We start from the raw sequence: 14,541 nt of genomic DNA on the forward strand, positions 1-14,541 counted from the left end.
TCGTTGAGGAGATGTCGCAAGCGATTGAGCGCAGCGCTGACGGCAGGTTGGCTGAGGCCGATCTGCTCGCCGGCACGCGTAACGCTTCTCTCCCGCAGAAGGGCGTCGAACACCTTGATGAGATTGAGGTCGAGCGCGTTCAAATTCATCGCATCAATTCGCCCCATACGATCATTCGATTTCCGTTGTCGGCGTATCCCTGGCTAGATCGTCATCGGCCCAGCAGGCACAGGCAACAGAAGGATCAGACACGCCATGACAATGACCCCCGGCACGATCACAGGCAAGGAACTCTTCTGGTTCAACAACACGCTCGTCGCGATCCACGTCTCGTCGATGGCAGGAGAGGACGGCACCTGCGTCGTCGAGCATCACATGCCCTATGGCGACTCGCCGCCGCTGCATGAGCATCGCAGGGAAGACGAAGTGTTTCACATCCTGGAGGGGAGATTGCGCTTTCAGATCGACGGCCACGAACGCATTGCGGACGCCGGCGAAACCGTCATCGCACCGAAAGGCCTGCCGCACACCTACCGGGTCGAATCCCCGGAAGGTGCGCGCACCCTCACCATCACGCGCGGTTCGGATTTTGAGACGATGCTGCGTCAGGCGAGCCGTCCCGCCGAACAGCCCGAACTGCCGCCGCTGATGGAACCAACACCGGAAATCATCGCGGCACTGGTGCAGCTTTGCGCAAAAAACGGCATCGACATTGTCGGTCCGCCGCTGGGGTGAGAGGCCGAAACTGCGCAGTCCTTCCCTTCTCCCCTTTGTGGGAGAAGGAGAGACGCGCCGCGCCTTCAACCGATTTGCATCCTCGCCGCCCGCATTCTCCGCTTGAAGCCGTTTGTGCAACGCGATACGCCGTTGCCGACTTCGACAAGGAGAGACCCGTGACCGCTGCAAAGACCAGAACCGAAACCGACACGTTCGGTCCCATCGAAGTCGCCGCCGACCGGTATTGGGGCGCGCAGGCGCAGCGTTCGCTCGGCAATTTCAAGATCGGTTGGGAGAAGCAGCCGGCGTCGATCGTGCGCGCATTGGGCATCGTCAAGCGGGCGGCGGCCGAAGCCAACATGGAGCTCAAGCGGCTCGATCCTGCGATCGGCAAGACGATTGTCGAGGCGGCGCAAGAGGTCATCGACGGCAAGCTCGATGAGCATTTCCCGCTGGTGGTCTGGCAGACCGGTTCGGGCACCCAGTCCAACATGAACGCCAATGAGGTGATCTCCAACCGGGCGATTGAGATGCTGGGCGGTGTCATGGGCTCCAAGAAGCCGGTGCATCCCAACGATCACGTCAATATGAGCCAATCGTCGAACGACACCTATCCGACAGCCATGCACATCGCCTGCGCCGAACGCATCGTGCACGATCTGTTGCCGGCACTGAAGCACCTGCACAAGGCACTCGCCGCCAAGAGCAGAGAGTTCAATCACATCATCAAGATCGGCCGCACGCACACGCAGGATGCCACCCCCCTTACGCTTGGCCAGGAATTTTCGGGCTATGCCGCGCAGGTCGCTTCGTCGATCAAGCGCATCGAGCTGACGTTGCCCGGGTTGCAGGAACTGGCGCAGGGCGGCACCGCCGTCGGCACCGGCCTCAACGCGCCGGTCGGCTTCGCCGAAAGGGTCGCGGATCGCATCGCCTCCATCACCGGCATCGCCTTCGTCACCGCGCCGAACAAGTTCGAGGCGCTGGCGGCCCATGATTCCATGGTGTTTTCGCACGGCGCCATCAATGCGGCGGCCGCCGCGCTGTTCAAGATCGCCAACGACATCCGCTTCCTCGGCTCAGGCCCGCGCTCGGGCCTTGGCGAACTGTCGCTGCCGGAAAACGAACCGGGCTCGTCGATCATGCCGGGCAAGGTCAATCCGACCCAGTGCGAGGCGCTGACGCAGGTCTGCGTACAGGTGTTCGGCAACAATGCGGCGCTCACCTTCGCCGGCAGCCAGGGTCATTTCGAGCTCAATGTCTACAATCCGCTGATGGCCTACAACTTCCTGCAGTCGGTGCAGTTGCTCTCCGACGCCTCGGTCTCCTTCACCGACAATTGCGTCGTCGGCATCGAGGCCCGCGAAGACAACATCAAGGCGGCACTCGACCGATCGCTGATGCTGGTGACGGCGCTGGCGCCGACCATCGGCTACGACAATGCCGCCAAGATCGCCAAGACCGCGCACAAGAAGGGCACCACTTTGCGCGAGGAAGCGCTCGCCACCGGGCTGGTCAGCGAAGCCGATTACGACCGCCTGGTGCGGCCGGAGGATATGACGCATCCGGGGTAGGCAATTCCAGGAAAAGTGTCTGCGGTTTTCGGTCCGGAATTGCGTCACCAAAAGCCCGATATTTCGTGAGGGGAGAATTTACTCCCGTCACGACCTCACCCGAAGCGAATTTTGCGCAGGCCGCCCGATCACGGAAACGTAAGTACTGTGAACAATGTGTCGCCAGTCTGGTGGCTTTGGTGAACAGTCGGTTTGCTCTATCTCCCCGGCATCAACCCATCCCGGAGAGCCACCATGTCCACCAACATTTCAGTCGCCGGTTCCGGCGCATCCAATGCCTCGACCACCATCCTCCTCGGCCGCGTCCTGCTCGCGGTCATCTTCCTGCTTTCAGGTTTCGGCAAGCTCACCGCCATTAGCGGAACAGCGGGCTATTTCGGCAGCCTCGGCCTGCCCTTGCCGACCGTAACGGCCACCGTCGTCGGCCTGATCGAGCTTCTCGGCGGCCTCGCCATCCTCGTCGGCTTCAAGACCCGGATTGTCGCTTGGGTGCTGGCGGTCTTCACGGTCGCTACCGGTTTGGTCGCCCACACCGGTTGGGCCGACCAGATGCAGATGATCCAGTTTCTCAAGAACCTCGCCATTGCGGGCGGCTTCCTCGTGCTGGCTTCCTCGGGCGCCGGTGCCTATTCGATCGACGCCAAGCGCGGCTGAGCCAAGACCCGGCAATAGCCGAACAAGAAAGCGGCGCGGAATTTTCCGCGCCGCTTTTTCGTTGTTGGTGCATGATCGCCGATCTGTCGGCCGGAGTTTCTGATAGGATCGGGGCTATCGGGACGAGGCCGGCCGGCGGCCGACAACGGAGTGTGAACATGCCCCGCAACGCGCTGCTCCTGCTCTCCCGGCTGCTGCTCGCCGCCCTGTTCGTGCCTTCCGGTTTCCATGCATTGAGCGACATCGCCGGCACCACAGGCTACTTCGCCGGCCTCGGCCTGCCGCTGCCGACACTTGCCGCCTGGGGCACGGGACTGTTCGAACTGATCGCCGGGCTGCTCATCCTGGTCGGTTTCCAGACCCGGATCATAGCGCTTCTGCTCGCTGCCTTCTGTATCGTCGCCGGCTTCATCGGCCATTATGGCCAGGGCGGCGGCGACGCGATGCTCGCCTTCCTGCACCAGCAGATGCTGATGAAGGACATTGCGATATCAGGTGGGTTTGTAGCGCTGGCGATGGCCGGCGCCGGCGCATGGTCGATCGACGGGCGCGGCGCGGTTTGATATTTTTGCTTACACGCGCCCGAGCTGGTCGCCCCCCACTCCGTCCCGGCTTTGCCGAGCCACCTTGTATCTACACGAGAGAGATTTCGTGGGATTAGAGCGATTGAGCCAAGGTCCGGGTGGCCGCCCGGACCTTGGCTTGGCGAAGTCGCCCGTACCACCTGAGGTTACAGCCGCGGGAGAGCTTGGGATCTTCGCCTTCATCACGCACGACCGAACAGTCGCTTGGTTCCAACCGTACGCACAAGGCAGGTTACCGTGAACAGGATTATTTGTGGAGTTGATGTTTCGAAAGATTGGCTGGACGCGCATGTCTGGCCTGGCGGAGCGGCAGCGCGCTTCGCCAACGACGCGGCGGGGATCGCAGCTCTTTGGCTGTTCTGCCGCAGCCATGACGCAGCCCTTGCGGTGATGGAGGCATCGGGCGGCTATGAACGGCTGGGATTCATGCTCTTGTGGACGCACGGCATGCCGTGCGGCGTGGTCAATGCCAAGAGCGTGCGCCGTTTCGCCGAGGCGATGGGCTATCTTGAGAAGACCGACAGGATCGACGCCGCTGTCATCGCCCACTACGGCGCAGTCAAGAACACTGTGCCGACGCCACCGCCAAGCGCCGCCCAGCAGCGGCTTGCCGCGTTGGTTGGCCGGCTTTGCCAGATTGTCGGCGATGCGACCATCAACAAGCAGCGTAGAAGTGCCGCACGCGACGCCGAGGTATGCGCCAGCATCGAGGCGATGCTGGCCTTCCTCAAGCGCGAGCAACGGCGCCTGGAAGGCGAGATTGCCTCGATGATCGATGACGATCCGCTGTGGGCCAGGCTGGAGCAGGCCTTTCGTTCGCTGAAGGGCGTGGCCGGACGCACCGTCGCCCGCCTGATGGCCGAACTGCCCGAGATCGGCCTCATCTCCAACAAGGCCATCGCCAAGCTGGCAGGCCTCGCTCCCTTCGCCAACGATAGCGGCAAGCGCACCGGCAACAGGCATGTGCGCGGCGGACGCGCCGGGCCGCGTGGCATCCTCTTCATCGTCGCAGCCATCGTGGCCAAATTCGATCCAATCTCAAAGCTTTCGCTCAACGGTTGCAACAGGCGGGAAAGCCAAAAATGCTCATCCGCATCGCACTCGCCAGAAAACTCCTCGTCATCCTCAATGCAAAAGCACGCGATGCGCGCAACGAGTTCGCGAGTGCAACTTGACACCCCAGATAGTCGCTCTCCCCCGATCGACGGGGTAGAGGAAGGGCGCGAGCCTATTGCCGCCAACGCTCTTCCAACGAGGCTCCCTTCCTTTCCCTCCGGATGGGGGAAAGGTGACGCTGCAAAGCAGCGACGGATTGGGGAAGCCGGTCATCAAACGCGAAGCCGCCGGCGAAGTACGACCGGCAAGTCTCCGCTTAAGTCAGATAAGACACGGGTCTGCTAGCAGCTAGCGCCTTATTTCACCGACATGCTGGGGCCACCCTCGACGGCCAGCACCAGCCGGCGGTTGGTGATCCTGGCCAGCTGCGCCAGGCGCCCGGCCGGCCGCTCGCCATAGAGGTCCGCCAGCGATGCCGGCAAGACCAGCGCCAGCACGCCGTTGGCGCGCTGTTCCCATTTCAGCCTGGGCATGATGCCGGGCATCGACGCCGTCAGCAGGTAGACGACGCGCATCATCGCGGCGAGCACGCGGGCGCGCTCCAGATAACGCGGCGATGCCAGAGCCTTGATCTCGGGGGCGATGGCTTCGTTGAAGATGCCGTCGTGACGATAGGCGTTGGCCATCGCCAGGAAAGCACGGCCAGGATGGTCGACGCCGAAGAAGGACGCGTGCGCAATGATGTTGAGCGATTGCTTGCCGCGGTATTCGGGATGCGCGCGCCAGCCGATGTCGGCCAGCAATGCGGCCGCGTGGCGGTAGCGCGCCTCGTCCTCGGTCTCGTCGATGCCGAAGGCGGCAAAGGTCTTGGCGGTCCAGTCGACAAGTTCGTGCGCATGGGTGACGGAGCGCGAGCGCAGACGGGCGAGTTCCTCCGAGGCCGAAATCAGCGGATCGGCCTTCTGCTCCGCCTCGTCGAGCAGCGAATAGAGAAAGCCTTCGCGCACGCCGAGCGCCGAGACGATGATCTTCGACGGCTGCATCGCCGCCATGATCTCCTGCAGCACGATGGCGCCATAGGGCAGCAGCGAACGGCGGTTCTTCGAAACGCCTTCGATGCCCTTGACCTTCTCGATCTCGGCCTTGGCCACCTGCTTGAGGAAGTTCGCCGCGCTTTCGGCCGATATCTCGTAATGGTGCATGACGCCAAGCGGATAGTTGGTCATTTCCATGTGCAGCCGGGCAAGATTTCGCCAGGTGCCGCCGACGGCGTAGAAGGGCCTGCCCTGCCCGCCTTTCAACAGCTTGGCCTTCGCCAGTTCGTCACGCGCGACCCTGCCCGCCTGGGTCAGCGAGTTCTTCGCCATGTCCTGCAGGCGCAGGCCGCCCAGCGGCAGCGTGATGCCGTCGCCGATCGCCTCGCCGCTGACATCGACCAGTTCGAGGCTGCCGCCGCCCAGATCGCCGGCGATGCCATCGGCCGGATGGAAACCGGAAATGACGCCGAGCGCGGAATAGTACGCTTCCTGACGACCGCTGATCACTCGGATCTCGGTCTTCAGCACATCCTCGGCGCGGTGGATGAAATCGGGGCCGTTGACCGCCTCGCGGGCCGCCGCGGTCGCCAGCACATACATCTGCTCGGCGCCGGCCTGGTCGGAAAGCGCACGAAAGCGGCGGAACTCTTCCATCGAGCGCGTTACCGCCTCGGGGTCGAGCTTGCCGGTCGAAACGATGCCGCGGCCGAGACCGGCCAGCATCTTTTCGTTGAACAGCATGGTCGGCGAGCGCGCCAGCCCCTCATAGACGACGAGACGGATCGAGTTCGATCCGATGTCGATGATGGACAGCGGTCGGCGGTCCTGCAGCCGGCCCTGAGAATCAGACAGCATCAGCCGGACGCTGCGGCGTTCTTCTTGCGGCGCTTGAACTGCGCGATGCGCTTGGGCGCATGCGACTTCAGCGCGTCACCCCGTCCCGACAGGCTCGGATTGGTCATGAAATATTCCTGCGCGTTGAACGGTTCCTCGCCCTCCTCCAGCACGACGCGCCGGGAGGTTCCATCAGCCAATACGTCGAAACTTTGCTGATTGTCCATAATGTTGCCCAGCATGATCTGGCCAAGGATCTGTTCATGCACAGTTGGATTGGTGATCGGCACCATGGTTTCGACGCGGCGGTCGAGATTACGCGGCATCAGGTCGGCCGAGGAGATGTAGACGATCGCCTCGTCCGACGGCAGGCCGAAACCATTGCCGAAACAATAGATGCGGCTGTGCTCGAGAAAACGGCCGACGATCGATTTTACGCGGATGTTTTCCGACAGGCCCGGAACCTGCGGCCGCAGGCAGCAGATGCCGCGCACGACAAGGTCGATCTCGACGCCGGCGCGGCTGGCATCGTAGAGCGCGTCGATGATGATCGGATCGACGAGGGCGTTCATCTTCATCCAGATGCGCGCCGGTTTGCCTTGCACCGCGTAGGCAATCTCGTCGGCAATGTGCTTCAGGATGCGGCTTCTCAGCGTGAACGGCGAGATCGCCAACCGCATTTCGTCCGTCGGCTCGGCATAGCCGGTGATGAAATTGAACAGCTGGGCGACATCGCGGGCAATCGTCGGATCTGTGGTGAAGAAGGACAGGTCGGTGTAGATGCGTGCGGTGACCGGATGGTAGTTGCCGGTGCCGAGGTGCACGTAATTGCGCAGCTTGCCGTCCTCGCGCCGCACCACCAGCGACATTTTCGCATGTGTCTTCAGTTCGAGAAATCCGAACACCACCTGCACGCCGGCCCGCTCCAGGTCGCGCGCCCAGCGGATGTTGGCTTCCTCGTCGAAACGCGCCTTGAGCTCGACCAGCGCGGTGACCGACTTGCCGGCCTCGGCCGCGTCGACCAGCGCGCGCACGATCGGGCTGTCGTTGGAGGTGCGGTAAAGCGTCTGCTTGATCGCCACCACCTCCGGATCGGCCATTGCCTGGCGCAGGAACTGCACCACCACATCGAAGGATTCGTAAGGGTGATGGACGACGATGTCCTTCTCGCGGATGGCGGCGAAACAATCGCCGCCATGCTCGCGGATGCGCTCGGGAAAACGCGGATTGTAGGGCGTGAATTTCAGGTCGTCGCGGGGAACGGCGACGATCTCGGAAATCTGGCTGAGCGCCAATGGACCGGTCAAGACGCTGATGCGGCTGGACGACACGCCAAGCTCGCCGGCGACGAAATCGCGCAATTCGCCAGGCATCAGCCTGTCGAATTCGATGCGGATCACCGATCCGCGCCGACGCCGCTTCAGCGCCGTTTCGAACAGGCGCACGAGGTCCTCGGACTCCTCCTCGACCTCGATATCGCTGTCACGGATGATGCGGAACGTGCCGGAGCCCTTGACCTCGTAGCCGGGGAAGAGCTTGCCGATATAGAGGCCGACAGCCTCTTCCAGCGGGATGAAGCGGACATGATGCTTGCGGTCCGGCAGACGGATGAAGCGCTTCAGCGCCACCGGCAGGCGCAGCAGCGCGCTCATCTCCTCGCCGTTCTTGCGATGGCGCAATTGCAGCGCCATCGAGAAGCCGAGATTGGGGATGAACGGGAACGGATGCGCCGGGTCGATCGACAGCGGGGTCAGCACCGGGAAAACCTGTTCCTGGAAATGGTCTTCCAGCCAGATTTTCTCGTCCTTGGTCAGCGCATCGCGGGTGATGCTCTCGATGCCTTCCTTGTTGAGCAGCACGGTGAGCGCCGAAAGGCTCTTCTGCTGGTCTTCCTGCAGCCGCTCGACCTCACGCAGCAGCTGTTCGAGCTGCTGTTCGGGGGTGCGGCCGTCGGGGCTCTTCAGCGTGATGCCCTCGCGCACCTGGCCGGCAAGACCGGCGACTCGGACCATGAAGAACTCGTCGAGATTGGCGGCCGAGATCGACAGGAAGCGGACGCGCTCCAGCAGCGGATGATTGAGGTTCAGCGACTCCTCGAGAACGCGCCGGTTGAACTGCAGCCAGGAAAACTCGCGGTTGACAAACCGGTCCGGGTTGCCGCCTTCCGGGCGAGCCACCTCGACATCCACGAATTCGTTCTGCACCGGCTTCAGTTCGTTCATGATTCCCGCTCTTCCACACCCGCTCAAGCCGGCTAGCCAGTCACTCTAGCGACCCATGGTCCCTCCCGGAAACCGAAATCGGTTTTCGGGCCATGGGTTAACCGGCTTAACTTATCCTCTGACAGGCTTTTGCGACAGTTTGATTTCATCGAACTTGCAAAGAGGCCTGATATGATCCAGATGCAGACGAGACTGCGTTAAGGAGACGACGATGGCAGGCGGTTCCATTCCCCATTTTCAGAACGATGCGGGCTATCCGGCAATCGACATCGGCGTGAAGGAATTCATGTGCACGGGCGCCAATCCGCCTTTCGACCACCCGCATGTGTTTCTGGACATGGGCGACGACAATGAAAAAGTCTGTCCCTATTGCTCGACGCTCTACCGCTATTCGCCGAAGCTGAAGGCGACGGAAACGCTGCCGGCCGGATGCATCTACATCGAACAGGCCGCCTGAGACTTTCGCGACCAGCCCGATGAACGACACGCGTTCCCGGCAAATTGTCGTCGCCGGGGCCGGTGTCGCCGGATTGACCGCAGCCCTTGCATTCGCCTCGCGCGGCTACGCGGTTCGGGTGTTCGAACAGGCGCAGCGCCTGGAAGCTGCCGGCGCCGGCATCCAGCTCTCTCCAAACGCGACGCGCATCCTTCGCCAGCTTGGCGTGCTCGACCGGCTGCTGCCGGCAGCGGTGCGGCCGCAAGCCGTGGTGTTGAAGAAGGCCGCGACCTTGCGCGAACTGGCGCGCGTGCCGCTGGGGCAAGCCGCCGAAACCCGCTGGCAAGCACCCTATCTCGTCGCGCACAGGGCCGATCTGCAGAGCGCATTGACCGCGCGCGTTGCCGAGGTGCCGGATATCCATCTCACCACCGGCGCGCGCATCGGCGACGTTGCCTCCGGCCCGCATGGCATCACGGCGACGGCCGAGATCGACGGCAAGACCATCGAGGCGGAGGGCTTCCTGCTGGTCGGGGCCGATGGCGTCTGGTCATCGGTGCGCGCACTTGTCGATTCGGCCAAGGGCTCGCCAAGAAACCATTTCTCCGGCGAACTGGCCTGGCGCGCCACGGTCGCGGCCGGCAGCGCCGCCGGTCGGAGCTTTGCCGCCATCGGCGCCAGGGACTGCGTCACCACCTTCCTGCATCCTGGCTTCCATATGGTGGCCTATCCCGTCAGCAAGGGTGCGGCCTTCAATCTCGCGGCCTTCACCAGGGGCGACCGCATTGCCGAGGGCTGGTCCGGCAACGCCGACGCCGGGATCCTGACCCGAGCCCTGCGCGGCACCGCGACAGAACTTGCCCGTCTGGTCGAGCAGGCCGGCCCGTGGACCGCATGGCCGATCCACACTGTTGACCCGCAACAGCCCTGGACAACACCGAACGGCATCGCGCTGATCGGCGACGCCGCGCATGCGATGACCCCATTCGCAGCGCAAGGTGCGGCCATGGCGATCGAGGATGCGGCGACGCTTGCCGACATCATCGCCGACTTCCCTGCCGACCCCCTGGCCGCACTTGCCGTCTGGGAACAGTCACGGCGGCCGCGTGTCGCGCAGGTCACCCGACGCGGCGCTGTCAACCGGCTGGCCTGGCATGCCTCGGGTCCAGTGGCGATTGCGCGCAATGTGTTCCTGAAGGCGCGCTCGTCGGAAAAACTCGCGGCGGATCTGGACTGGCTTTATGGGTGGCGGGCTCCTTAGAATGCTTACATCGGTCGACCTTGACGTAATGGCAATTTGTAGTTACACTTTTGTAGTCAACGAGGCGCAAATTGCGATTTGAATGGGACGCCGAAAAGGCGAAATCCAATTTCCGTAAGCATGGCGTAAGCTTCGACACCGCCGTTCGCGTTTTCGCCGATCCTTTCGCGCTATTGGAGCATGATCGAATTGAAGGGGGCGAATATCGTTGGCAGACAACCGGCTTGGTTGAGACCGCATTGGTATTGCTGGTTGCACACGCAGATCGAGAGGAAGACGGGATCGAGGTGATCCGCATCATTTCAGCGCGGCGAGCTACGTCCAAAGAGAAAAGGCATTATGCGCAAAATCGTTCGATATGAATTCGACCCGGCCAATCCGCCTCCTCTGACAGAAGCACAGAAAGCGGAGATCGCGGCTTTGAAAGCGCGACCAGAGGATGATGTCGACACGAGCGATATTCCCGAATTGACCGAGGAATTCTGGCAGAACGCCGTCCGAAATCCTTATTTCAAGCCGGTCAAGCAACAACTGACCCTGCGTCTCGATTCTGACCTCGTCGCCTGGTTCAAAAGGCGCGCACCGGATGGTCGCGGCTACCAGAGTGCAATCAACAGAGCGCTTCGAGAATATGTGTCCAAACAGGATCGCAAGGCCGGCTGATCGCCGGAATGGCCTTCAATTATAAAGCCGCATCGACAGGCCGAGCGATACAGGCAGCGGGTTCCACCAGCCGGTGCGCAAGCCTGCGGTGCGCAAGGCGGCCGCCGTCCAGGTGTTGCAGCCGATCAGTGCGTTGAAATGGCCGTTGGCTTCGTAGAAGCCGTCGAACCTGGAATAGGCCGCGTCCGGAACGAGGATCGGGCCTTCCGGTCCGCGCTGGAAACTCGCATCGATGAAATCGAGCAACGCCGCGAACCGGTCCTCTGTGATGTCGAACCCCGCGATGTCAGGACGCGGTTCGAGGATGTCACCGGCGACATCGACATGCATGACCGACGAGTCGAGGGTCAGTGCCTTCATCACCGGTACCGCCTTCAGCTCGGACCATGTCGGCGTCTCCAGGTAGAAGGCGCGACCGCCCCAGCCGAAGACGATGTAGCGGACCTCCGGCCTGTCGGCCGGTATGCCGGCGTCGACCAGGAAGTGGAAACGCCGGCGCACGGCATCGTCGACCGGGATGGCGATATCGGTGTGGATCGGATTGTTCAGCACCAGGATGTGGCGCGTCGCTGCGGGCATGGCGGCGGCCGCCGGCCACAGCGGCCGCGGCACGAGGGTGCCCGTCGTCACGGCGAGAGCGACGACAATCAACAGAAGGCCTAGAAAACGTCCCAGTCTCTTCATGAAAAGCGGCTCTGCAAAAGCGCTCCAGCGCGACAGGAACGGTCGCCTGTTATCCCATACGCAAAAGAGCCCGGCAGTGTTTCAGCCGGGCTCCTCGCAAACATCGAAAGGCCTAGTGCAGGATCTGCGACAGGAACAGCTTCGTGCGCTCGTGGCGCGGGTGGTCGAAGAACTCGGCCGGCGTGTTCTGCTCGACGATCTGGCCCTGGTCCATGAAGATCACCCGGTTGGCGACCTTGCGGGCAAAACCCATCTCGTGGGTGACGCACAGCATGGTCATGCCTTCTTCGGCAAGGCCAACCATGGTCTCCAGCACTTCCTTGATCATCTCCGGATCGAGCGCCGAGGTCGGCTCGTCGAACAGCATGATGCGCGGGTTCATGCACAGCGAGCGGGCAATCGCCACACGCTGCTGCTGGCCGCCGGAAAGCTGGCCGGGATATTTGTTGGCCTGTTCCGGGATCTTGACGCGCTTGAGGAAATGCATGGCGATTTCCTCGGCCTGCTTCTTCGGCGTCTTGCGCACCCAGATCGGCGCCAGCGTGCAGTTCTCCAGGATGGTCAGATGCGGGAACAGGTTGAAGTGCTGGAACACCATGCCGACCTCGCGGCGCACCTCGTCGATCTTCTTGAGATCGTTGGTCAATTCCTTACCGTCGACGATGATCTTGCCCTTCTGGTGCTCCTCCAGGCGGTTGATGCAGCGGATCATGGTCGATTTGCCGGAGCCGGAGGGGCCGCAGATGACGATGCGCTCGCCGCGCATCACTTTCAGGTTGATGTCCTTCAGCACATGGAACTCGCCATACCATTTGTGCATGGCGATGATGTCGATGGCGACATCGGTCGTCGAAATCTGCATCTTGGCGGCGTTGACCTTGATCTCTTCTGCGCTGACGGCATTTTCGGTGGCCATGAGAGGGATCCCCTTGTTCTTTTGTTGTTGGTAATGATGCCTGTCGTTACCCCAAAACCGCTATACACTTTTGGGCGACATGCATTCAGCGTTTGTGGCCGGTGTCGAGCCGGCGTTCGGTGTACATTGAATAGCGCGACATGCCGAAGCAGAACAGCCAGAAGACGAAGGCCGCGAAGATCAGGCCAGACCTCGCCGTCTGCGCGGTTGCCCAGTTTGCATCGGAAAAATTCTGTTTGACGATGCCGAGCAGGTCGAACATCGAGATGATGATGACCAGGCTGGTATCCTTGAACATGCCGATGAAGGTGTTGACGATGCCCGGGATGACCAATTTGAGCGCCTGCGGCATGACGATGAAATACATCTTCTGCCAATAGCCGAGACCGAGCGAATCGGCACCTTCATACTGGCCCTTGGGGATCGCCTGCAGGCCGCCGCGCACCACTTCGGCCATATAGGCGGCGGCAAACAGCGACACGCCGATCAAAGCGCGCAGGAACTTGTCGAACGAAACGCCCTCCGGCAGGAACAGCGGCAGCATGACGCTGGCGAAGAACAGCACGGTGATCAGCGGGATGCCGCGCACCGTCTCGATGAAGACGACGCACAGCGTCTTGATGATCGGCATCTTGGAACGGCGGCCGAGCGCCAGCACGATGCCGAGCGGCAGCGACACGGCAATGCCGACGAAGGACAGGCTGAGCGTTACCAAGAGCCCGCCCCAAAGCGAGGTCTCGACATGCGGCAGGCCGAACATGCCGCCGACCAGCAGGACGAAGGCGACGATCGGCAGCACGAAGAACAGCAGAACCGCATTCAGCCCTTTGCGTGGCACCTTCGGCATCAGCATCGGCACCAGCAGCGCCACGAACAGGATGGCGACCAGGATCGGCCGCCAGCGCTCCTCGATGGGATAGCGGCCGAGCATGAACTGGCCAAACTTGGCATTGACGAAAGCCCAGCAGGCGCCGGTCCAGCCATCCGGCTGGATGCCGCCTTGCGCCACCGTGGCGCATACGGTCCGGTCCGGCCCCGTCCACACGGCGTTGATGAACGCCCAATTGATGATTTGCGGCAGGATCATCGCCACCAGGGCGATGCCGACGATTGTCAAAATGGTGTCGCCGGTAGACGCGATCAGGTTCTTGCGCACCCATGCGCCGAGGCCGGTGACGCTGGCGGGCGCCGGCTGCGCCAGCACCATTTCGGTGCGCACCCAGGACATATCATGTTCTTGCATGTCCTTACCTCACCTCTCCACCAGCGCCATCTTGGCGTTGAACCAGTTCATCACAAGCGAGGTCAGAAGGCTGATGGCGAGATAGATCACCATCATGATCACCACGCCTTCGACGGCCTGGCCGGTCTGGTTCAGCACTGTCCCGGCGGTCGCCGTCAGGTCCGGATAGCCGATGGCGATGGCCAGCGACGAGTTCTTGGTCAGGTTGAGATACTGGCTGGTCAGCGGCGGAATGACGATGCGCATGGCCTGCGGCACGACGACCAGCCGCAGGATCGATCCGGACCGCAATCCCAACGCACCGGCGGCTTCCGTCTGGCCCGCGCTGACACCCCTGATGCCGGCACGCACGATCTCGGCGATGAAGGCGGCGGTATAGCAGGACAGCGCCAGATAAAGCGACAGGAACTCCGGCCGGACCTGAAAGCCGCCGGTCAGGTTGAAAGTCGACTGCTTGGGGTAGTCGAAGCTCAGGGGAAAGCCGCTCAGCGCATAGGCGAGCAGCGGCAGCCCGACGATCAGCGCCGCGGATGTCCAAAACACCGGAAATTGCTGGCCGGTCGCAATCTGCCGTTGCCGCGCCTTGCGCGCGACGAACCACGCCATGGCGATGCCGACGAGCAGGGCGAGGAAGATCAGCCATGAACCGTCGCCCCATAC

General features: G+C 62.4%; 15 protein-coding genes and 1 pseudogene. 9 read left to right on the forward strand and 7 right to left on the reverse strand.

The genetic code is table 11. The annotated features are described in order from the left end of the window. A partial coding sequence (locus EN991_RS05555) for a LysR family transcriptional regulator (protein ID WP_127368333.1) occupies nucleotides 1-149 on the reverse strand: 149 nt, incomplete at its 3' end. A 106-nt stretch (nucleotides 150-255) separates the two neighbouring features. Here EN991_RS05555 and EN991_RS05560 point away from each other — a divergent pair. From EN991_RS05560 to EN991_RS05580, 5 genes and pseudogenes are all read left to right on the forward strand, one after another. Beyond that, the gene (locus EN991_RS05560; protein WP_127368334.1) at nucleotides 256-735 is read left to right on the forward strand and encodes a cupin domain-containing protein; all 480 of its coding nucleotides are present in this window, start codon (nucleotides 256-258) and stop codon (nucleotides 733-735) included. Nucleotides 736-893: 158 nt separating this feature from the next. Next, the gene (gene fumC / locus EN991_RS05565; RefSeq protein ID WP_127368335.1) at nucleotides 894-2,291 is read left to right on the forward strand and encodes a class II fumarate hydratase; all 1,398 of its coding nucleotides are present in this window, start codon (nucleotides 894-896) and stop codon (nucleotides 2,289-2,291) included. Nucleotides 2,292-2,525: 234 nt separating this feature from the next. Further along, nucleotides 2,526-2,945, forward strand: a complete 420-nt coding sequence (locus tag EN991_RS05570) for a DoxX family protein (RefSeq protein WP_013532413.1) — start codon at nucleotides 2,526-2,528, stop codon at nucleotides 2,943-2,945. 158 nt (nucleotides 2,946-3,103) lie between these two features. Then, nucleotides 3,104-3,508 (forward strand): DoxX family protein, encoded by a 405-nt coding sequence (locus tag EN991_RS05575; RefSeq protein ID WP_013532414.1) that lies wholly within the window; start codon nucleotides 3,104-3,106, stop codon nucleotides 3,506-3,508. A 258-nt stretch (nucleotides 3,509-3,766) separates the two neighbouring features. After that, nucleotides 3,767-4,704, forward strand: a pseudogene (locus EN991_RS05580) (IS110 family transposase). 237 nt (nucleotides 4,705-4,941) lie between these two features. On the opposite strand, the gene ppx reads toward EN991_RS05580, so the two are convergent. Next, on the reverse strand, nucleotides 4,942-6,477 hold the full coding sequence (ppx, locus tag EN991_RS05585; RefSeq protein ID WP_127368336.1) for an exopolyphosphatase: 1,536 nt from the start codon (nucleotides 6,475-6,477) through the stop codon (nucleotides 4,942-4,944). After that, entirely contained in the window at nucleotides 6,477-8,678 is a 2,202-nt protein-coding gene (locus EN991_RS05590; protein ID WP_013532416.1) for an RNA degradosome polyphosphate kinase, read from the reverse strand. Before EN991_RS05590 ends, ppx begins: the two co-directional genes overlap by 1 nt. A gap of 211 nt (nucleotides 8,679-8,889) precedes the next feature. On the opposite strand from EN991_RS05590, the gene EN991_RS05595 reads away from it, so the two are divergent. The 4 genes from EN991_RS05595 (at nucleotide 8,890) to EN991_RS05610 (ending at nucleotide 11,038) form a co-directional block, all read left to right on the forward strand. Continuing rightward, nucleotides 8,890-9,135, forward strand: coding sequence for a zinc-finger domain-containing protein (locus EN991_RS05595; protein WP_013532417.1), 246 nt, complete (start codon nucleotides 8,890-8,892; stop codon nucleotides 9,133-9,135). A gap of 19 nt (nucleotides 9,136-9,154) precedes the next feature. Further along, nucleotides 9,155-10,375, forward strand: coding sequence for an FAD-dependent monooxygenase (locus EN991_RS05600; RefSeq protein WP_127368337.1), 1,221 nt, complete (start codon nucleotides 9,155-9,157; stop codon nucleotides 10,373-10,375). Nucleotides 10,376-10,446: 71 nt separating this feature from the next. Beyond that, complete coding sequence (locus EN991_RS05605) at nucleotides 10,447-10,737, forward strand: BrnT family toxin (protein ID WP_127368338.1); 291 nt, start codon at nucleotides 10,447-10,449, stop codon at nucleotides 10,735-10,737. Beyond that, complete coding sequence (locus EN991_RS05610; RefSeq protein ID WP_027037847.1) at nucleotides 10,715-11,038, forward strand: BrnA antitoxin family protein; 324 nt, start codon at nucleotides 10,715-10,717, stop codon at nucleotides 11,036-11,038. Before EN991_RS05605 ends, EN991_RS05610 begins: the two co-directional genes overlap by 23 nt. Before the next feature lie 15 nt (nucleotides 11,039-11,053). Here the strand turns inward: EN991_RS05610 and EN991_RS05615 are convergent, their stop codons facing one another. The 4 genes from EN991_RS05615 to EN991_RS05630 form a co-directional block, all read right to left on the reverse strand. Beyond that, nucleotides 11,054-11,722: a TIGR02117 family protein gene (locus EN991_RS05615; RefSeq protein WP_127368339.1), complete on the reverse strand. Its 669-nt coding sequence runs from the start codon at nucleotides 11,720-11,722 to the stop codon at nucleotides 11,054-11,056. 112 nt (nucleotides 11,723-11,834) lie between these two features. After that, the gene (locus tag EN991_RS05620; protein ID WP_013532420.1) at nucleotides 11,835-12,638 is read right to left on the reverse strand and encodes an amino acid ABC transporter ATP-binding protein; all 804 of its coding nucleotides are present in this window, start codon (nucleotides 12,636-12,638) and stop codon (nucleotides 11,835-11,837) included. Nucleotides 12,639-12,723: 85 nt separating this feature from the next. Then, nucleotides 12,724-13,881 (reverse strand): amino acid ABC transporter permease, encoded by a 1,158-nt coding sequence (locus tag EN991_RS05625; protein WP_013532421.1) that lies wholly within the window; start codon nucleotides 13,879-13,881, stop codon nucleotides 12,724-12,726. 9 nt (nucleotides 13,882-13,890) lie between these two features. After that, nucleotides 13,891-14,541 (reverse strand): ABC transporter permease subunit (locus EN991_RS05630; protein WP_127368340.1); only part of this gene is annotated, 651 nt, incomplete at its 5' end.

This window comes from Mesorhizobium sp. M7A.F.Ca.US.005.03.2.1 (genome assembly GCF_003997795.1).
In the GTDB taxonomy this organism is placed as follows: domain Bacteria; phylum Pseudomonadota; class Alphaproteobacteria; order Rhizobiales; family Rhizobiaceae; genus Mesorhizobium; species Mesorhizobium ciceri.